Origin of the sequence: Thiopseudomonas acetoxidans, from assembly GCF_030362935.1 — a bacterium.
GTDB lineage: Bacteria > Pseudomonadota > Gammaproteobacteria > Pseudomonadales > Pseudomonadaceae > Thiopseudomonas > Thiopseudomonas acetoxidans.
Genome location: NZ_JAUCDY010000020.1, coordinates 1 through 20,694, shown reverse-complemented (window position 1 = coordinate 20,694; position 20,694 = coordinate 1). Strand labels below are relative to the sequence as shown.

Genomic DNA, 20,694 nt, shown 5'->3' with positions numbered 1-20,694 from the left:
AGCGGCTGTCATGTTTCGGTTTAGACATAGCTTCATCTCCTAGAGTTGAAGCAGTCCAACTTTAGGGGGGCATTCCAAATCGCGCAAGAGTTGCGCTCCCACAAGGTGGGCGAAGCGGACTTGAGGTACCCACAAGAGCTTTACGCTTCCCCCACCCGAAACTCATTCACCAGCTCGTGTAGGTGTTGTGACATTTTCAGCATGTCTTCACTGATATTGGTAATGTCGCGCACTGATTGGGCGTTGTGACTGCTGGCGTTGGCGATATCATGCAAGGCAATCACCACCTGATTACTCGCGGTTTTTTGTTGCTGTGTAGACAATGAAATCTGCTTCGCGGCATTACTGGTTTTACTCGCTGCATCAACCAGCATACTCAACTCATGCGCGGTTTCTGAGCTCAGCTGCATACCCTGCTGGATCGAAGTAGAACCTTTCTCCGAAGTAATCACCAAGCGATTAATCGAGTCTTGCACCTCTTGAATACGCCCCTCAATCTCAAAAGTAGAATCCGTCACGCTATCCGCCAATCGGCGAATTTCACTTGCCACTACCGAGAAACGCTTACCCGACTCACCCGCACTAGAAGCCTCCAGCGCCGCATTAAAAGCAATCAGCTTGGTCTGGTCAGCTAGGTCATTAATCAAATCCATAACCTTACTAATAGCCTTGGACTGATGCCCCAACTGCAAAATCTCCTGCAGACTCACAGCGCTATCCTGATGAATATCCGCCATACGTTCCTGCAGGTTTTGCATGGTATCCGCCCCTTTTTTACTGCTATCAAGGGTCTGATTCGCCACATCCACCACTACATGGGAATAATCCGCAATCTGCGTAGACGACGCCGACAACTCCTCCATGGTCGAGGTGATTTCAGCCACCGAAGAAGACATTTGCTCAACCGCTGCCGCCATCGACTGAGTCACTCTAAGCTGCGTGCTATTTGAGCGGCTGACCAATCCAGCGGTCATGGCAAGATCTTTCGCCGTGGCACTGATTTGGTCAGAGCCGCTATGCACACCTTTAACAGCAGTCTCCAGCTGGACCAACAAATTATTGGTCTGCGCTGCCAAGGCACCTAAACTACCGCGATCTTGCGTGGTAATGCGCTTAGTTAAATCCAAAGAATCAGCAATCACACCTAACTGCTGCTGAAAACGCGTAATTGGCCCAACAATTCCACGCTGCACCTGCCAAGCCACCATCACGCCCATACCTAAAATCAGCAACCCCAGCATCAGCATAAACATCCACGCCGCGGCGGATGCGGACTTAACCTGCTCGGCAATCACCTGCGCCGGCTCACCAATAATATGCACACCAATTAACTCGCCATTCAAATCAATCACAGGCGATTGCGTAGCAAACCATTGATCATTTAACTCAGTATTTAGCTGACCAGCACGCAAATCTAGCGCATCTAAGTTCAACGACTTAGCAAAATCTAACGCCCGCTCATTAAACCAAGCATCGTTAGGCAACACATAGTTAGCCACCGACTTATTTTGCGCAAGGCTAGGAGAATCACGCAACACATTCTTATTCAGCAGCATAATATAGGCCTGACCATCGGCCTCAAAATCACGGCTGACACTGCCCACACCCTGCAGCACCTCTAAGCTACCGAGGTATTCACCGTTCATAAAAATTGGTGCAACGCCACGTATTGCAAAACCAACCAGTCCAGTTTCCGTCGAACTGGCAAAAGGTTTTTGCTCCTGTATGATTTTTTGAATACTGGGACGAAACAGCAAATCATCACCGTGGTTAGCAGGATCCCAACTACGTAGCCAAGAGCGACCCTCAGCCGTATGAATTTGTATTTTTAAACCGCGGTAATTAGTGGTTTCAGCGTAATTTTTGATAATTCCACTAAGCAGAGTTAGCGCTTTATCGCGAGAGTTGCCCGCAAGGTATTCTGGAACTAACGGATTATTAGCCAGCATCACCGCCAAGCCTAAACCGAACTCTTCCTTGGATTTAATCCGCTCATTTAACACCACCTGCATCGCTTCACTGTGCTTAAGCATAGTGCTTTCAGCCAGTTGAGCACGATGATCCAAGGTATATAACAAGCCAAACAAAAGAAAAACGCTACCCGATAAAATAATGGTAGCAAGCAGTCGTTGCTGAAAGGTAAATGAAGAAAACACCCTAAACTCCTTGCATAAAATTGGCTAACCAAATCATACGCTAACCGCTGCCAAAACCACAGGATTCGACTGACCGAGTGATAGTACCTTAATACACATCAAAACTCTCTGACAGGCACCCGTAGGAGCGCAACTCTTGCGCGATTGGGATTCTCCATGTAGGTCGGTCTTTAGGCTGACATGTCGCCCTAAAGGGGCAACCTACAGGAACATGTTTTGTGGGCTGGCTGCTGGACTTATCGCGCATAAGATGCACTCCCACACACAGTACAGCAATTAGATTCTCAGCCCTGTAAATGACTGAATTTTGTGCAGCACACAAACAAGCAGAAAAACACAGAGCTCAAACCACCAGCAAGCCGCAGGCATAAAGCACAAAACCATGCTCCAACAAACCAACAAAAAACAATGCAAAGCCCTACAGCTTTAGGTAATATTCAGCCTTTCAAAATTTGAACAGTCCATAAGTTAAGCTACATACGTAAAACAGCGTAGGGCGGTAGCGTGCCAAAACAACCAGCAACACCAAGCCATCAACAAAGCACTAAACCATGTGGGATCTGACTTGTCAGGGAACAAAGCTAAACAGCGACACAAAGCTAAATCCCAGTCGCGGAACCTGCCAGCCTTTAAAAGCAAAAGCTTCCCCGACAAGTCGGGCTCCACAAAAACAAAGCTCCAACAAGAAAATAACAATGAACAACGAAGTACTACTTAAAACCCTGCAACACGCCCCAGAAGAGCCCAACCAACGCTCGCTGGCACAGCAGCTCGGCTTTAGCCTTGGCAAAACCAACTACATCCTCAAGGCGCTAACTGAAAAAGGTTTCATCAAGGCCGAACGTTTTGCCAACAGCGACAACAAACTCGCCTACCGCTACGCCCTCACCGCAGACGGAATCCAAGAACGTATCCGTTTGACGGAAAAATTCATCGCGCGAAAAAAGCAGGAATACGAAACGCTAACTAAAGAGCTTGAGCAGTTAAAAAAGTTGTAAACTCTGCTAAAAGCCAACAACACACTTAAATTACAGCGGCTAACCCAGCCCAAAAGACCCCATTCCATGTTCAACACCCTTAAAGAACTCTTCCAGCTCTTAACCCCCACCCAAAGACGCAAGTTTTACGTGTTACAAATCCTTGTCGTGCTTATGGCAATAATGGAGCTGGTCGGTATTGCTTCTATCGGTCCTTTTATGGCGTTGGTGGCAGATATTAACCTGATAGAAACCAACAGTCTTTACAAACAGCTTTATCTTACCAGTGGCATTAGCAACCCAACTAATTTCCTGTTTTTAACAGGCTTAGCCGCTCTTTTAATGCTTGGCCTAGCCTCTGTTATATCTGTCCTCACCACGTGGCGTTTATCACTTTACAGCATGCAAGTGGGCACAGAAATCGCCGACCGCCTTTACGAGCACTACCTACAACAAAACTGGCTTTTTCACTCCACCGGCTCCAGCGCTCAGCTCACCAAGCAGGTTGCAACAGAAGCACCTAGGGTAACGGGCGCAATTATCGTCCCCGCCATGCAGCTAAATACACGTCTAGTGCTAGCTGTCATTATTTCAGTAGCAGTTATTAGCTATAACCCAATTATTGCCCTAGTCGGCTTACTTATGTTTGGTGCGGGTTATGTGGTGATATACCAATTAATAAAAAAACGCCTGATAGTAAACGGCGCGAATATCTCCAGCGCTAGCACCCAACGTTTCCGCCTAATGAACGAAGGCTTTGGTGGCATTAAAGACATCCTAATAATGGGTAGAAACAAACACTTTATCGAACAGTTTCATCAAGAAAATAAAATCTTAGCCAGAGCGCAGGGCACAACCGCCGCCTTTAGCCAAGTACCCCGTTATTTTATGGAGCTACTCGCCTTTGGTGCCATGATTAGCCTAGTACTGGTATTACTTAAATTAGAAAATGGTGAGCTCAGTAAAGTATTACCTGTACTTGCTGTTTACGCCCTAGCAGGTTTTAAATTGCTACCAGCGCTACAGCAAATTTACGGCAGCATCACTACTATAAAAGGCGGTATCGCTGCGTTTGAATCCATTAAGCCTGACTTAGTTGCCAGCCAAACCACCACCAGCAAACCAAGTAAAAGTAGCAAACCCAGCACAGCCAATGCTTTAGACATAAACCAAGCCAAAACCCTAAAGCTAAACGAAATAACCTTTACCTATCCCAACAAGCACCAGCCAGCGCTAGATAACATAACGATGCAAATTCCTATCAACGCCACCATAGGCCTAGTAGGGGAGTCGGGTTCAGGAAAATCCACCACCATAGATTTAATCCTCGGCTTGTTACAGCCAGACAAAGGCAAGCTCTATTTAGACGCACAAGAAATAAACGCCAGCAACCTGCGCGAATGGCAACAGCACATTGGTTTTGTACCGCAAAGCATTTACCTTAGCGAAGGCAGCATTGCCGAAAACATCGCCTTTGGCCTAAGTCCAGAAGAAATCAACCTTGAACAAGTAAAGCAAGCCGCAAAGCTTGCCCACCTAGACGAACTTATCGCCAGCTTAGATAAAGGCCTAGATACCAAAGTAGGCGAAAGAGGTGTACAGCTTTCAGGCGGTCAACGTCAACGCATCGGCATAGCAAGAGCCCTCTACAACCAAGCCAGTATTTTAGTATTTGACGAAGCCACCAGCGCCCTAGATGGCATTACCGAAAAAATAATTATGGACGCAATCCACGAACTCAGCGGCAAAAAAACCATTATCATGATTGCCCACCGCCTTAAAACAGTCCAACAATGCGACATTATTTACATGATGGATAAAGGCAAGGTGGTGGCTCAAGGTACTTACAACCAGCTACTAGAAAATAATTTAAAATTTAAAGAAATGGCAGAGCATGCGTAGTGTTTTCCTTACTAAACAATCGAATGCATGAGTGAAAGCCTAAACTCACAAAGGTAAATTTAATGTTAAGTAACAGCACAATCCTCATCACCGGTGGCACAGGCTCTTTTGGTAACACCTTCGTGCCCATGACGCTAGCCAAATATAACCCTAAAAAAATCATCATTTTATCTCGTGATGAAATGAAACAGTGGGACATGGCTAAAAAATTCGTTTGCGATGACCGAGTGCGCTTTTTTATCGGTGATGTACGTGATAAAGAGCGCCTGTATCGAGCTCTAGACGGTGTTGACTATGTTGTGCATGCTGCTGCCACTAAAATAGTACCCACTGCTGAGTACAACCCTTTTGAATGCGTAAAAACCAATGTTAATGGCGCTATGAACCTAATTGATGCTTGTATTGATAAAGGCGTCAAAGGTGTTGTGGCGCTGTCTACTGATAAAGCCAGTAGCCCGATTAACTTATATGGTGCGACTAAGCTTGCTTCAGATAAATTATTTGTAGCGGGTAACTCATATTCAGGCGAGCATGGCACTAAGTTTTCAGTTGTACGTTATGGCAACGTCATGGGTTCACGAGGCTCGGTGATTCCATTCTTCATGTCCATTAAAGACAGTGGCGTATTACCTATCACTGATGATCGTATGACACGTTTTATGATTTCTCTAGAGCATGCGGTTGATCTTGTTTGGCATGCTTTTGATGACATGGTGGGCGGTGAAATTTACGTTAAGAAAATTCCTTCCATGAAAATGACCGATTTAGCTCGGGTTGTTGCTCCTGAGGCGAAGCAAGAAATCATTGGTATTCGTCCCGGTGAAAAGCTGCATGAGCAAATGATCAGCGCAGAAGATGCTTATTATACCTACGAATACCCTGAGCACTTTAAGATTCTGCCGACAATTAATCAGTGGGCAACCTGTGCAAAACGTATTAAAGACGGTAAAAAAGTACCGGAAGGTTTTGTCTACGCCAGTGATAATAATACTGAGTGGATGAAGGACGAAGACCTACAAGCGTGGATTGAAGCTAACCGTGAAAAAATCGGGAGCATTTAAATGATTCCTTATGGTCGTCAGGATATCAGCCAGCAAGACATTGATGCTGTTGTTGAGGTGTTGCAGTCTGATTTTTTAACACAAGGGCCTAAAGTGCCTTTATTCGAAAAGACGGTCGCTGAACACGTTGGCGCAACACATGCACTCGCAGTAAATAGTGCAACTTCAGCTCTGCATATCGCTTGTTTAGCTTTAGGTTTAGGTGAAGGCGACTGGCTTTGGACAACGCCCATTACCTTTGTAGCTTCTGCAAACTGCGGCTTGTATTGCGGTGCGCAAGTCGACTTTGTGGATATCGATCCTGTTACCTATAACCTCTGCCCTAAAGAACTAGAAAAAAAGCTGATTGCAGCAGAGAAAACTGGAAAGCTACCGAAAGTAGTTGTACCGGTTCATTTCAGTGGTCAACCTTGTGATATGCAAGCCATTCACCAACTAGCCCAAACCTATGGCTTTAAAATTATTGAAGATGCCTCCCACGCCATAGGTGGCAAGTACCAAGGCGAACCTATAGGCAATTGCCGTTACAGCGACATCACTGTATTCAGCTTTCACCCAGTAAAAATCATCACTACTGCTGAAGGTGGTTTAGCACTGACCAATGATGATGCGCTTGCTGAAAAAATGAATTTGTACCGCAGCCATGGTGTAACCCGCGATACAAGTTTAATGACCCATGAGCCGGATGGGCCTTGGTATTACCAGCAGGTAGAACTGGGTTTTAACTACCGGATGACAGAGTTACAAGCTGCCTTAGGTATCAGCCAAATGCAGCGTTTGGATGAGTTTGTTGCGCAGCGTCATAGATTAGCTGAACGTTATAATCAGCTGCTTGCAGACCTGCCGTTAACCTTACCTTGGCAGCACCCAGATAGTTATTCTGGCTTGCATTTGTATGTAATTCGTCTGCAACTAGATAAAATTAACAAGACTCACCGCCAAGTGTTTGAAGAGTTACGAGCCGCGGGTATTGGCGTCAATCTGCACTACATTCCTGTGCATATGCAACCGTATTATCAAGACATGGGTTTTAAAAAAGGTGACTTCCCAGAAGCAGAGCGCTATTACAAAGAAGCCATTAGCTTGCCAATGTTCACCAGCCTAACAAAGTATAGCCAAGAATTAGTAGACGAGTGTTTAAATAAAATAATTATTAGTTAGAGGTGACGTTGTTTTGATTGGTTATCTTAATATTGAATGGATAAAAAGAATTTTATTTAAGGTTGAAGATTATGTTTTTGAAAAAAAACATGGGTTAGAGTTGTCTGGAATTGTTAATAAAGAAGATTTGGATTTTAGGAGGACTGGCTCTTTTGAGCATGCTAATGCATATCAAGCAGTATATTGTAGAAATTTACGAGTATTAATAAATGAAGCGAGTAAGTTTGGTGAATATAAATGTTTTGTTGATATTGGAGCGGGTAAAGGAAAAGCTTGCTTTTATGCTCACTATTTAAATAAGTTTTCAAGTATTATAGGTGTAGAGCTTAGCAAGCAGTTAATAGAAATAGCAAATAAAAATTTGAATATAAGTAGAGCTGAAAACGTTAGCTTTATTTGTTGTGATGCTGCTAGATTTGACTTGCCACAAATTAAATCTATAGTTTTTATGTTTAATCCCTTTGATCAAGTTATTATGGAAACATTTATTAGCAATAATTTGGAAACCTTGCGTAGGAATAAATCATTGATTGCATATGCGAATAATAAACACCATGATGTCTTATTTGATCTTGGTTTTAGTACGGTTTTTAAATGTGATGTAAGAGATATTTCTTTGCATCAGTTAAAGTAATATTTAATTTTTATTTTGTTGTTTATAGGCGTGTTATGTTGGATCTTATAGTAAGTAAGCACTTTAAAGAAGAGTTTGACGAGGCTGAGTTTTTTTGTAATGACACATGGTGTGATATTTTAAAAAGTCATGGTGGTGATTATGATATTAATTACACCATAAAAATGCAAAGTTATTATTGTGAGTATTATCTTGGCTCAAAGAGCTTAAGTATAACCTATGCTAAGGATGGTAAATCAATTTTTTTTCTTCCAATGTTTTTATATCAGAGGCGAGGGGTTTATGTTGTAAGTACTGATGGGGAGTATTTATTTGAACCCTTGTATATGAAGGGTGTTCCTGTATCTTACCAGAAAAGATTAAATAAAAAAATATTTATATTTATAAATAAGTTGTTTAAAGAACTTGGTGTTTTGGAGTACCATTGCATTGCTAAAAGCTCTAATCTTAGTCTTTGGCATGAATTAGTTTTAAATCATGCTTATGATGAGTTTAGCGTCTTCAGTTACGGTGTTGATATAAGAGCCCCCGAATCAGAGATACGGTCTCATTTTAGGAAAAGTTATCGCCCTTTGGCATCTAAAGCCTTGAAGTTATGGAAGTATTCGGTGCATGATCGATGTACAAGTGAGATGATTCAAAAATTCAGGGAGTTGCATCTATCTGTTAGTGGTCGGATTACGAGAAGTGAGAAAAGTTGGTTAATACAAGCAGAGCAAATAAATGCAGGTGAAGGTTTTTTAGTCTTTATTGATAATGATATAGAAACGATAGGCGCAGCTTTATTTCTGCACAGTAAAACGATGGCTACATATGCAGTTGCGGCGTATAAACGTGAGTTTTTTGAATTTCCAATAGGGCATGGTGTTCAATTAATTGCTATAGAGCAATTAAAAAAAATTGGTGTGAAAGATTATTTGCTTGGAAGTGTTAATGCACCATGGGTAAACTTTATTACTGATAAAGAAAGAGCCATTGAAGACTTTAAGAAAGGATTTTCGACTTACACTAAAGTAGATACTGTATTCAGACTAAGAGTGTTAGATTAAGTATTTTAAGTTATGCAAATTAATTCGTTCATTGCAGAGAGTGTCATAGAAAAACTCGCCCTAGGCACTGTCCAATTCGGCCTAGCTTACGGGATTGCCAACCAACAAGGTCAAGTTACAGAAACAGAAGTAAACTCTATCCTCGATTTGGCTTCTGCCAATGGAATTAATACCCTTGATACTGCTATTGCGTATGGTGAAAGCGAAAAAGTCTTAGGTAAAATGCCACTTAATGGCTTTGAAATTATAACAAAATTACCGTCAGTGCCTGATAATTGTCGAGATGTATTAGGGTGGGTGGAGCAAGAACTTGAAGCTTCTTTCTTGCGCCTTAATGTTAGCAGCCTAAACGGTTTGCTTTTACACAGGCCTGAACAGCTTACAGGTAATGTTGGAAAACAGCTTTACCAGGCTTTACAGCAAAAAAAGCAGGAAGGCATTGTCAAGCGTATTGGTATATCCATTTACTCACCAGACGAGCTAAGCGGCCTTGCTGACAAGTTTCACTTCGATTTAATTCAAGCGCCATTAAATATTATTGATAGACGTTTACAAGAGTCGGGCTGGCTGAAAAAACTTTCGTTATCTGGTACACAGATTCACGTTCGCTCGGTATTTATGCAAGGATTACTGCTTATGTCCAGTGCGGCAAGACCAGAAAAATTTAACCGCTGGTCATCTTTGTGGGCTACCTGGGACGAATGGCTGAAGACCACTGGGTTAACACCTCTTCAAGCGTGCCTACGTCATGCTTTAGCCATACCAGAAGTAGAAAAAGTAGTCGTCGGTGTTGATAGCTCAGCTCAGTTAAATGAGATATTACAAGCTGCAAAAGGTAGGTGCACAGAACCCCCAGCAGAGTTAGCCTGTTCTGATATCAAACTATTAAACCCCTCTCTTTGGAGTCATTTATGAAAGTTGTCGCCATCGTTCAGGCTCGTATGGGGTCAACACGATTACCTAATAAAGTTATGAGATCTATTGTTGGCTTGCCAATGATAGAGCTGCTGCTTAAGCGTTTATCAAAAGCTAAAGAAGTCGATCAAATCGTTGTTGCAACTTCCATTGACCCACGAAACGAGCCTCTTGTAGAGCGAGTTCAGCAACTTGGCTACGCTTGCGAACAAGGCAGTGAGAAGGATGTATTAAGTCGCTACCTTCAAGCAGCTGAGGCTCATCACGCAGATGTGATTGTTCGGATCACGGGAGACTGCCCACTCGTAGACCCTGAGCTAGTCGATACAGTGATATCTGCTTTTAAAGCTAACCCAGTTGATTATTTTAGTAATGTCTCGCCAGCCACCTATCCAGATGGGTTAGACATCGAAGTCTTCACCCTAAAGGCCCTGCAGCGTTCAGCTCAAGAAAGTGATAGTGAGTACGATCACGAGCATGTCACTCCTTATATACGAAACCAGCTTTCTTTTAGCAAAAGCTCAATTCAGCACAACGAAGATTTATCAGCGTTACGCTGGACGGTTGATGAACTTGAAGACTTACAAGTTATTACTCATATTTTTGAGCACTTCGCGCCAGACATTCATTTTAGCTGGCTAGAAGTATTGGAGTTACAAAAAAACAAACCAGAACTGTTTTTAAGCAATCAAACAATTAAGCGTAATGAAGGAGCCACCATGGGTAGCGGTCAAAAGCTTTGGAAGCGTGCAAAAAAGGTAATTCCTGGCGGTAATATGCTGCTATCTAAGCGTGCAGAAATGTTTTTACCTGATCTATGGCCAGCTTATTTTAGTAAAGCCAAAGGCTGTCAAGTGTGGGATATGGACGGCAACCAATTTACCGATATGTCCATTATGGGTATTGGTACTAATACCCTTGGTTATGGTAACGAAGAAGTCGATGCTGCAGTACGCTCAGTGATTGATACAGGCAACATGTCCACGTTAAATGCCCCAGAAGAAGTGTATTTGGCAGAAAAATTGATTGAACTTCATCCTTGGGCAGACATGGTTCGTTTTGCAAGGTCTGGCGGTGAAGCTAATGCGATAGCGATTCGCATAGCGCGCGCAGCTTCTGGTAAAGACAAGGTAGCAGTTTGCGGTTATCACGGTTGGCATGACTGGTATTTATCGGCCAATCTAGGTGATGATGAAAATCTTGCTGGCCACTTGTTACCAGGTCTAAGCCCTAAGGGAGTACCCAGCAATCTTAAAGGCACAGTATTTCCTTTTAATTACAACAACTATGCAGAGCTAGAAAACCTAGTGAATAAGCACGACATAGGTGTAATTAAAATGGAAGTAGTCCGTAATATGGGGCCTGAAGATAACTTTCTACACAAGGTAAGAAAATTAGCAACGGATAAAGGAATTGTACTTATTTTTGATGAGTGTACTTCTGGCTTTCGTGAAACCTTTGGTGGCTTACATAAAAAGTACGGTGTAGAACCAGATATGGCCATGTTTGGTAAAGCGTTAGGTAATGGTTATGCAGTAACGGCAACTATTGGTAAAAAAGAAGTTATGGAGGCTGCTCAATCCACCTTTATCAGTAGCACCTTCTGGACTGAGAGAATTGGCTCTGCTGCAGGGTTAAAAACGTTAGAAGTGATGGAAAAAGTAAAATCCTGGGAAACCATAACCGCAACAGGTTTAACCATACGGGACGGTTGGCAGAAACTTGCAGATAAGCATGAGTTAGCCATTAGCCATTTTGGTTTGCCAGCACTCACTGGCTTCTCTTTTGCTAGTGAAAAGAATCTTTTCTATAAAACACTCATTACCCAAGAAATGTTAAGCAAAGGCTATCTAGCTAGCAATGCAGTCTATGTATGTACAGAACACACTCAACAAGTAGTCGATGCTTACTTTGAAAATCTTGACCCGATTTTTGCATTAATCAAAGAATGCGAAGAAGGGCGTGATGTAGAGGCTCTACTTAAAGGGCCGGTATGCCACGGTGGTTTTAAGCGGTTGAATTGACACAATGAAGATTGTTCTTCGCGTAGACGCTTCCATTGAAATGGGCAGCGGTCATGTGATGCGCTGCCTTACCTTAGCCGATGCGTTAACGCAGGCAGGTGCAGAATGCCACTTTATTTGCCGTGAGCATCCGGGCCATCTAAATGCGCTAATCACAGAGCGTGGTCATATTGTTAATTCCCTGCCGTATATTGAGCAGCACAAACAACGCCAGTACAGCAAAGCTGAAGAACTTGCGCATGCCAATTGGTTAAGGGCGACGCAAGAGCAAGACCTTGAATCGTGTATCCCAATTCTTAAGTTGTTACAGCCAGACTGGCTGATTGTTGATCATTACGCAATTGATGAGCGCTGGCACAAAAAGCTGCGCCCCTATTGCCAAAAGATTATGGTCATTGACGATTTAGCTGATCGACAGCACGATTGCGATCTTTTATTGGATCAAACATTTGGACGTAGCGAAGAAGATTATGTGCTGCTTGTGCCTGAACATTGCGAAATCTTGTGCGGTGCACAATATGCTTTATTACGACCTGAGTTTGCCCAATGGCGTGATTACAGCCTTAAACGCCGCGCTCAAGGACAACTCGAACATTTACTGATTAATTTGGGTGGTGTGGATAAAGACAATATCACCACGGAAATCCTGCAAGCCCTTGCCAACACAGCTTTGCCTGACAACTGCCGCATCACTGTGGTAATGGGCGCAACAGCGCCCTGGGTTGAGCGTGTACAACAACAAGCCGCTTTGATGCCTTGGCCAACAGAAGTGAAAGTAGGTGTGAATAATATGGCGGAGCTGATGGCTAATAGCGATTTGGCTATCGGTGCCGCAGGTGCGACCTCTTGGGAGCGTTGTTGTTTAGGGTTGCCTAGCATAGTAATTTGCTTAGCAGATAATCAAAGAAAAGTAATTCGAAGCCTTGAGCAATCTGGGGCAGCAATTCTGTGTAGTTTAGAAGAGAGTATAAGCAGTATTAAGTTATCGCCCAAACTTAAATTAGCAGAACATTTCTTAGTTCGGTTAATTAAAAACTCTTCCATTATTATTGATGGTCTAGGTTGCAATAGAGTAGTTAATAAGATTTGGAGTGAAAATGAATAATTTTATTCTTACTGGAATTAATAGAGGTTTAGGGAAAGCGTTAAGCAAGGAGTTGCAAAAAAACTTTAAAGCAGAAGATAAAAAAATATTCATATCGCGTAAGGAATTGCCAAACAATACAATAAATCCGTCTACAGAACACATTCAGATGGATTTATCAAAAAACGATATAGAATTAGACTGGATCAGCTTAGGAAAACAAACTAGGCAAGTTATATTTATTAATAATGCTAGTGTCATCGAGCCAATTTGCAAAGCTTCCGACCTTTCTATGGAAGAGCTAAATAAAGCAATGAACGTGAACTTTAAAAGCCCGTTTAAGATAGCTCAACGACTTACACGTGAAACACAACGCTTCGGAATTGAACTTTTAATTTTCAATATCACAACTGGAGCAGCTATTAGACCAATTCAAGGTTGGTTTGCATATTGTACAAGTAAAGCAACCATAAAAATGGCTTTAGATGTTCTCAGTAAAGAAAATGATCATGTAAAAGTTATCCACTTTGATCCAGGTGTGATGGATACAGATATGCAAAAAGTTATTCGCTCTAGCTCTAAAGCTCAAATGCCTGATGTGGAGCTTTTTCTGGATTTGAAAAGAAATAGTGAGTTGAAGTCTCCGACAGATATAGCGAAAAATATCTGTGATGCTATCAAGAAAGAAATACTATGAAGGTTGCTTTGATCTCAGATATCCACGCAAATATCTTTGCATTAGATGCTGTATATGAAGATTTAGAGCAGGAGAAGGTTGACCACATTTTAGTTGTTGGAGATTTAGTTGGTTATTATTACTGGCCAAAAGAAGTTATAGAGCGATTACGTAATGATGGTAGAGTTATTTGCATAAGAGGGAATCATGAGGACATTCTCCTAGAAACCTTATCATCTGTTAAGAAAGCTGATTTTTTTCGTAAAAAATATGGATCTGGCTACGATATTTGTCAAGAAACTCTGAGTAAAGAAGATATAAAATGGCTCTCTGAATTACCAAAAAATATAGAGCTAAGAATCGATGACTGTACCTTTTATCTTTCACATGGCAGCCTCACAGAAACCGATGAATATTTATATCCTGATACTTCTATCGAACGTTTAAAGCAGAACTACTCTAATTGTAGGTTCACTATATTTGGTCACACTCACTACCCTTTTATACACACCCATGAGAATAAAGTATTAATCAATCCTGGTTCAGTTGGACAGCCTCGAGATATAGGTGGTCTTGCAAGTTATGCAATCATCAATACTGAAAATTTTGTTACAAGATTTAAGCGTTTATCGTTCAATTTTTCACGATTAGTAGAGGCAGCTAAGTCAAAAGATAGTGAGTTAGAGTATCTCTGGAAAATAATGAAGAGGTAGTAACGAATGAATATATTAATCAGTGGTATTGCTGGTGATATTGGATTTGGAGTAGCTAGGATATTACGCTGCAATCACTGGAGTGGTGAAATTCATGGAATGGATATTCAGTCAGATCATGCTGGAGAATTTATTTGTGACTTTATTGCGACTAGCCCGAGAGCTGATGAGGAAAACTATTTAGAGTGGCTGTCAGAATATGTTTCGCGCCATAATATAAGGGTTTTCATCCCTACCAGTGAAGCTGAAATTTCAAAGATTGCTTTTAACGGTATAGATACAATAGCGAATGCCACCATAATCAAGACAAATGATTTAGTCATACAGAAATGTTTAGATAAGCACGATTGTTTAAGTTATCTATCATCTTGTGGCATCCCTGTTCCCGAGCATGGTCTTTTAATTAATGAAAAGCCTAATGCATACCCGATAATAGTCAAACCGAGATCAGGTCAGGGAAGTAAAGGGCTTCTTAAAGTGTTCTCAGAAAAAATGTTACCTATTGACTCATTAACAAGCTTAGTTTGGCAAACTTATTTAGAGCCTGATAATGAAGAGTATACATGCCCTGTATTTAGATCTGAAGAAACAGGCACTCGTATTTTAATAATTAAACGGACCCTTCAAGGTGGTTTTACTAATAAAGGTGAAGTTATAAATAACGTGCAAATAGAAAAGTACGTAGATGCAATTGCCGAGGCACTAGAACTTGATGGGGTAATGAATGTTCAATTAAGACTTACAAGCCAAGGACCAAGACTTTTTGAGATAAATCCACGCCTATCAAGTACGTTAGTATTTAGAGATAAAATGGGGTTTTGTGATTTAAGTTGGCTTTTATCACTTCGAATTGGTTTACCTGTAGCTGATTACACACCACCAACTGCAGGAACCCGCTTTTATCGCGGCGTTCAAGAGTTTATTTCATATGCGTGAGAATTAAAAATGACAAATACTCCAAGTATACATATCGCAGGGCGCCGCATCGCACAGGACGAGCCGCCTTATATCATTGCTGAACTATCCGCGAATCATAATGGCAAATTAGAAACAGCGCTGAAGATTATTGAAGAAGCTAAAAAATCCGGTGCAGATGCCGTTAAGTTACAAACTTATACCGCAGATACCATTACTTTAAACAGTGATGCTGAAGAGTTTCGTATTAAAGGTGGTTTATGGGATGGGCGTACACTATATGACCTTTACGAAGAAGCGCATATGCCCTGGGATTGGCATAAAGCCTTATTTGATCACGCACGCAAGCTCGCTATTACAATTTTCAGTTCACCGTTCGACAATACCGCTGTCGACCTGCTAGAAGACTTGAATGCACCTGCTTATAAAATCGCATCCTTTGAAGCAGTAGATTTGCCATTAATTAAATACGTGGCCAGTACAGGCAAGCCGATGATTATTTCAACCGGCATGGCGGATGCAGAAGAAATTGCAGAAGCGATTGAGGCTGCACGAGAAGGCGGTTGCAAAGAACTCGCTATCTTGCATTGCGTTAGCGGCTATCCGGCTCCGGCCGCAGATTACAATTTGCGCACCATTACCGACATGATTGAGCGATTTGGCCTCGTTACAGGCTTGTCTGATCACACCCTCGATAACACGACAGCTATTACTAGCGTGGCGTTGGGCGCATCAATCATTGAAAAACACTTCACCCTAGACCGCAGTGGCGGTGGCCCAGACGATAGCTTCTCATTAGAGCCGGCAGAGTTAACTGCCTTATGCCGAGACAGCAAAACGGCTTGGCAAACGCTTGGTAATGTGAATTACGGCCGTAAATCTAGCGAACAAGGTAACGCACAGTTCCGCCGCTCTTTGTATTTTGTGAAAGACATGAAGGCGGGTGATGTGATTACTGAAGATGCAGTGAGAAGCGTAAGGCCAGGCTTTGGTTTGGCACCGAAGTATTTTGAAGAGTTAGTAGGTAAGCGTTTAAAAGTCGATGCTAGCTACGGAGCACCAGTTAACTGGAGTTTGTTTGAAGAGTAAAGCAATGATGCTAGTTTCACCTCATATCAATGATGGGATGAGCGTACATTATATGACCTTTACCAAGAAGCACACATGCCATGGGATTGGCATAAGCCTTTATTTGATCACGCCCGTAACCTAGGCATCACGATTTTTAGCTCACCCTTTGATAATACAGCCGTTGATCTGTTGGAAGACTTGAACGCACCTGCTTATAAAATCGCCTCTTTTGAAGCTGTTGGTTTGCCATTGATCAAATTTGCCATTTTATCTTTATTGCATTAATTGTAGGAGTGTTTAATTGAATAATAGTGTTTTTATTCCAATTGAGATAATGAGACGAGAGTATATTAGTAAGCTTTTATTGGCTGTGCAGCTTGTAATGAGAGGAATGCCAGTAATAATAGGTCATAAAAGCCCAGTACTAAAATTAGCATTAAATGCGGCTGAGCCAGGAGTTTTATTTTATAAAAGCTCTCGAGGTGGAGGTAATGAAGAACTGTTTGATGCCTTGCAAAAGAAAGGCTTTTTGATAGTAGCTCAAGATGAAGAGGCAGGAATAATATTCGATGATTTTTCTGACTTCTATACTAGAAGGACATCATTGAGTCAGATTAATACTCTAGATATGTTTTTCACTTGGGGTGAAGATGATTATAAGTTTTTAGGTAGTAAATTTAATAGTAGTAAAAGCTCAATTGTTTATAATTTAGGCGCTCTTCGTTCATGCTTTTGGGGTGATTTTGGCATGCGATATTATAGTAAGGATATCAAGCATTTAAAAAATAGATTTGGTGATTATGTGCTGTTGGTATCTAATTTAGCTACATACAATCAGTTTTTAAATAAAAAACAATCATTGGAGCATCTGTCACAATATGAAAGCTTTGATATCAAAGAGAGTGATGCACAGTATTTGGCGGAAAAGAAGATTTTTAACCAATACTTGAAGTTGATTAAAGTATTGACAGAGCAGTTGCATAAAACTGTTATTATTCGGCCACATCCTGCTGAAAGTGTAGATGCTTGGGAGCGTAGCGTTAAGGGTATTAATAAAGCCCATGTGGAAAAAGATGGAGAGTTGTTGTCTTGGATACTTGGATCTGAATTTATTATTCAGAATAACTGCACATCAGCAATTGAGGCCGCATGTGCTAATATTCCAGTTATTACATATGCTGATGAAGTTAATGACTTAACAATTCTGAGTTACGGTAAAGAAAACATACCCAATAAAATATCTGTACATGCGTTTGGGATTAATGAGTTTGTTGCTGCTGTTAATGACTTAGCTTTAGTTTGGTCAGAGGAAAAAAGAAAAGAAAAAAGGGAGGCTTTTTTAAATAAAAAGTTAACTAATTATGGGACTATGGTTCCAGCTGAAAAAATAGCTGAAAGAATTATAATTTATACTGGAAAGCCAAATCCTAATGGTAATGTTGGTATTGGTAAAGATACCTTTATGTATGACTTATATGAATTATACCGCTGCTCAAGGTTTAGACCAAAGAGTATAGGAGTTATAATGGATATAAATAAAAGAGAAACGCTTTCTAAGGCTAAAATTAAACATGATCTTAAAGGTTTAATGGAAGCCATGGGCATTAAAGTGGGCATAAAAACAAAAAGAGTCGCACCGAATAGTTTTTATATATATCCGCAGGAGTTTTTTAATGAAAAATAACAGTAGTGCTTTTGTGGTCGGTTGGCATGCTCATAAAAATACTGGGGACAATGCAATGCTCCAGGTTATATCTTGGTTGCTCAATAAAAAGTTAAATGTAAAAAACATATATTTGCTATGCACATTAAAAACACTACCAATCTCATATGTTAATGATGTTGAGTTGAGGCCTGTTTTCTGGTTAAGCGATAAGACATTTTTTTTTAAAAAATTTTTTTTTCATAAAGCGATAAGTATAAGTGATATTTTAATTTTTGGTGGCGGTAGTATTTTTCATAGCGAAAATAGTATTCATTGGAAACTGGATATTCTTAAAAAATATAAAAGACTATATCCTGATAATAAAGTGATAGCTTTGAGTGTTTCTATAGGCCCTTTCCCAACAGGCACTGCTGAGTTATTGTTTAAAGAGTTTGTTTCGCTGTTAGATTTGATTGTGGTTCGTGACGCTTGGAGTGAGAAATTCCTGGAAGAAAAATGTGCGGAGTCAAATTTTATTAGATCAAGTGATTTTGCTTTTTTTATGCCGCACTTATTGAACTATGATAAATGTACCGATAAGAAAAAAGCTAAGAAAAGAGTTGGTATATCCCTAAAGTATTTCGATAACAACATTTTATCTGAAAAAATACTTAATGCAATTGAAGGGTTGATTAATAATTTCGAGTTAGAGTTTGTTTTTTTTGCTTTTTCCCAAGAAGATGAGAAATATTTTAAGTGTATTTCTAGGCTTGATACTAGTTTCAAGTGTTGTTTTCATGGCTATAGTGATAGTCCTTTTAGATTTATTGAGCTGATGAGCGACATGGCGGCCTTTGTAGGGATGAGGCTACATAGTCAAATTTATGCAACTATTTTAAATATTCCACTTATTGTCCTAGATTATCATTATAAATGCACTGAGTTTTCTAAAGAAGTTGGAGTTCCTAATGAGTATGTCCTCAATCTTGATAGTCTAGACGCATCTATTCTTTATGATAGGCTAGACAAGTTACTGGTTTCGCGTTATGAATTTATTGATGTTGAGAAAAAAGTCAAAAAAGATATTGATATAGTTAATGAAGCAATTGGAAGACTGCTATGATATCTGTTGTAATACCAACATGTAATAGAAGTGAATATTTGCTTTCGTCGGTCCTTTCTGTTGTTGAGCAAAGTGTGCAGCCATTTGAAGTTATTATCGTTAATAATGGCACTCAGGAGATAGACAAAACAATACAGGATTGTAGTCCATTAATAAAAGTTGTAAATATTATGCCGTTTGCTGGGGTTTCTCAGGCCAGAAATATTGGGGTTATTGTATCATCTGGTAAATATATCGCTTTCCTCGACGATGATGACTTATGGGGCGTAGACTATATTAAAAAAATATCTTCATATATTCAGGAGACTAATTTTGATTTGTTAGTGGCTAGGGTAGATCAGTTAAAAGATGGTGAGATTGTATCGTTCAAGTCTAGTGCAAAGTTCCCATTAATTGAGGATGCATTGAAATTTAACCCTGGGTATGTTGGTAGCTCACTTGTCGTGAAGAAAAGTAGTTTTTTGAAGGCTGGCGGCTTTGATGTAAAACTAATCACTTCTGAGGATAAGTCATTATTTATCAGTATGTCTTTACTATCAATGAAGGTTGTTCACGCAAGCGATATGCAAACTATACTCAGGCAGCACGATGGTGAAAGGCTTACGAATAGTCTTACTATGTTAAAGGGGATTGAATGTTTTTATTTTAAGTGGTCAGATAAGATGACTTTAAATACAAAGTTATTCAATAAATGTAAGCTTTATAGATATAAGTGGCTCATGAGTAAAAATCCTTTATACTTGATTTTGTATTCTATTTTACGTATTTATATAAGAATAGTTGATTTTATATAGATGCTTGGCGGTTGCATACTCTGAGTGTAACAACTAGTGTTTTTGCTCTTCATTAATATTAACTGATATTACTACATCGGTTATTACTTAAATTGGACAGCGAAAATCAAAGCGTTTGCGTGGTCTTATATTGAGCTGATTGGCTATCGCATCTAGGTCAGTCTGAGAGTGAGCCGATAAATCTGTGCCTTTAGGTAAATACTGCCGAATCAAGCCGTTGATATTTTCATTGCTGCCGCGCTGCCAATGGCTGTGCGGGTCACAGAAGTAAATGGCTACGCCTGTTCTTTGAGTGATCTGAGCATGGTGCGTCATTGCCCTTACTTGGTCATAAGTCATGCTCTTACGCAGTGGTAAATCCATTCGGTTTAACCCGCCTTATTCATGAGCTCTAAAAAAATGGCCCAGCCCTGCCAAGTCGCTGCAGCAGTGCGTACAACCCAGCCCTAGCCTAATTTTTGTTCTTTAAAAACACAGTTTCCTCGCCGTTTCTGGCAAAATCGAGCCAAATCTCAGGTCGTTGGTTGTTTTTTCCGGCACAGAAACGAGCATACCATTACGCAGCAGGGCTGTTAATAAATCTGTGCTAGTTTCATCTGGTTGTTAAAGAACACAGGTCAGGTTAGTATTTGTCATGGCGTATCGCTCTACTGTTAATAATTTCTTGGTCGAAACAATCAACAGGATACGCCACTTTCTTTTCCCCACATACACCACGGTAATCCCCCCGAAAAATAGCAGTGCTCATAAGTAGAATTTTCCATAAGCTATACGCAAGGAGATTCTGCATGAAA

General features: G+C 40.8%; 17 protein-coding genes and 2 pseudogenes. 17 read left to right on the top strand and 2 right to left on the bottom strand.

Translation table 11 applies throughout. From position 1 onward, the window contains the following. Window positions 1-140 precede the first annotated feature (140 nt). The gene (locus QEZ41_RS11780; protein WP_289411792.1) at window positions 141-2,156 is read right to left on the bottom strand and encodes a methyl-accepting chemotaxis protein; all 2,016 of its coding nucleotides are present in this window, start codon (window positions 2,154-2,156) and stop codon (window positions 141-143) included. A 695-nt stretch (window positions 2,157-2,851) separates the two neighbouring features. Here QEZ41_RS11780 and QEZ41_RS11775 point away from each other — a divergent pair. The 17 genes and pseudogenes from QEZ41_RS11775 to QEZ41_RS11695 all read left to right on the top strand — a co-directional run bounded on the left by QEZ41_RS11775 (window position 2,852) and on the right by QEZ41_RS11695 (window position 19,900). After that, window positions 2,852-3,154, top strand: a complete 303-nt coding sequence (locus QEZ41_RS11775; RefSeq protein ID WP_289411791.1) for a MarR family EPS-associated transcriptional regulator — start codon at window positions 2,852-2,854, stop codon at window positions 3,152-3,154. A 66-nt stretch (window positions 3,155-3,220) separates the two neighbouring features. Beyond that, on the top strand, window positions 3,221-5,035 hold the full coding sequence (locus QEZ41_RS11770; protein WP_289411790.1) for an ABC transporter ATP-binding protein: 1,815 nt from the start codon (window positions 3,221-3,223) through the stop codon (window positions 5,033-5,035). Between the two features lie 62 nt (window positions 5,036-5,097). After that, window positions 5,098-6,096, top strand: a complete 999-nt coding sequence (gene pseB / locus QEZ41_RS11765) for a UDP-N-acetylglucosamine 4,6-dehydratase (inverting) (protein WP_289411789.1) — start codon at window positions 5,098-5,100, stop codon at window positions 6,094-6,096. After that, window positions 6,097-7,257, top strand: a complete 1,161-nt coding sequence (gene pseC / locus QEZ41_RS11760) for a UDP-4-amino-4,6-dideoxy-N-acetyl-beta-L-altrosamine transaminase (protein ID WP_289411788.1) — start codon at window positions 6,097-6,099, stop codon at window positions 7,255-7,257. 13 nt (window positions 7,258-7,270) lie between these two features. Then, complete coding sequence (locus tag QEZ41_RS11755; protein ID WP_289411787.1) at window positions 7,271-7,891, top strand: methyltransferase domain-containing protein; 621 nt, start codon at window positions 7,271-7,273, stop codon at window positions 7,889-7,891. A gap of 35 nt (window positions 7,892-7,926) precedes the next feature. Beyond that, window positions 7,927-8,940 carry a hypothetical protein gene (locus QEZ41_RS11750; RefSeq protein ID WP_289411786.1) on the top strand — a complete coding sequence of 338 codons (1,014 nt, stop codon included), beginning with the start codon at window positions 7,927-7,929 and terminating at the stop codon, window positions 8,938-8,940. Window positions 8,941-8,952: 12 nt separating this feature from the next. Continuing rightward, window positions 8,953-9,855 carry an aldo/keto reductase gene (locus QEZ41_RS11745; protein WP_289411785.1) on the top strand — a complete coding sequence of 301 codons (903 nt, stop codon included), beginning with the start codon at window positions 8,953-8,955 and terminating at the stop codon, window positions 9,853-9,855. Then, window positions 9,852-11,879 (top strand): aminotransferase class III-fold pyridoxal phosphate-dependent enzyme, encoded by a 2,028-nt coding sequence (locus tag QEZ41_RS11740; protein ID WP_289411784.1) that lies wholly within the window; start codon window positions 9,852-9,854, stop codon window positions 11,877-11,879. The genes QEZ41_RS11745 and QEZ41_RS11740 overlap by 4 nt, the downstream gene beginning before the upstream one ends. A 4-nt stretch (window positions 11,880-11,883) precedes the next feature. Further along, complete coding sequence (pseG, locus tag QEZ41_RS11735; RefSeq protein ID WP_289411783.1) at window positions 11,884-12,984, top strand: UDP-2,4-diacetamido-2,4,6-trideoxy-beta-L-altropyranose hydrolase; 1,101 nt, start codon at window positions 11,884-11,886, stop codon at window positions 12,982-12,984. Beyond that, on the top strand, window positions 12,977-13,660 hold the full coding sequence (locus QEZ41_RS11730; RefSeq protein WP_289411782.1) for an SDR family NAD(P)-dependent oxidoreductase: 684 nt from the start codon (window positions 12,977-12,979) through the stop codon (window positions 13,658-13,660). The genes pseG and QEZ41_RS11730 overlap by 8 nt, the downstream gene beginning before the upstream one ends. Next, window positions 13,657-14,352, top strand: a complete 696-nt coding sequence (locus QEZ41_RS11725) for a metallophosphoesterase family protein (protein ID WP_289411781.1) — start codon at window positions 13,657-13,659, stop codon at window positions 14,350-14,352. Before QEZ41_RS11730 ends, QEZ41_RS11725 begins: the two co-directional genes overlap by 4 nt. Before the next feature lie 6 nt (window positions 14,353-14,358). Next, a complete protein-coding gene (locus QEZ41_RS11720; protein WP_289411780.1) occupies window positions 14,359-15,288 on the top strand; it encodes an ATP-grasp domain-containing protein in 930 nt (309 codons plus the stop codon). Window positions 15,289-15,297: 9 nt separating this feature from the next. Continuing rightward, window positions 15,298-16,356: a pseudaminic acid synthase gene (gene pseI / locus QEZ41_RS11715; protein ID WP_289411779.1), complete on the top strand. Its 1,059-nt coding sequence runs from the start codon at window positions 15,298-15,300 to the stop codon at window positions 16,354-16,356. Window positions 16,357-16,389: 33 nt separating this feature from the next. Then, window positions 16,390-16,599 (top strand): annotated as a pseudogene (locus QEZ41_RS11710) (N-acetylneuraminate synthase family protein); the annotation flags it as partial. Between the two features lie 40 nt (window positions 16,600-16,639). Next, entirely contained in the window at window positions 16,640-18,022 is a 1,383-nt protein-coding gene (locus QEZ41_RS11705; protein WP_289411778.1) for a surface carbohydrate biosynthesis protein, read from the top strand. After that, on the top strand, window positions 18,012-19,106 hold the full coding sequence (locus QEZ41_RS11700) for a polysaccharide pyruvyl transferase family protein (RefSeq protein ID WP_289411777.1): 1,095 nt from the start codon (window positions 18,012-18,014) through the stop codon (window positions 19,104-19,106). Before QEZ41_RS11705 ends, QEZ41_RS11700 begins: the two co-directional genes overlap by 11 nt. Next, a complete protein-coding gene (locus QEZ41_RS11695) occupies window positions 19,103-19,900 on the top strand; it encodes a glycosyltransferase family 2 protein (protein WP_289411776.1) in 798 nt (265 codons plus the stop codon). The genes QEZ41_RS11700 and QEZ41_RS11695 overlap by 4 nt, the downstream gene beginning before the upstream one ends. Before the next feature lie 87 nt (window positions 19,901-19,987). Here the strand turns inward: QEZ41_RS11695 and QEZ41_RS11690 are convergent. Beyond that, window positions 19,988-20,272: pseudogene (locus QEZ41_RS11690) on the bottom strand (IS30 family transposase); the annotation flags it as partial. Window positions 20,273-20,694: the final 422 nt, after the last annotated feature.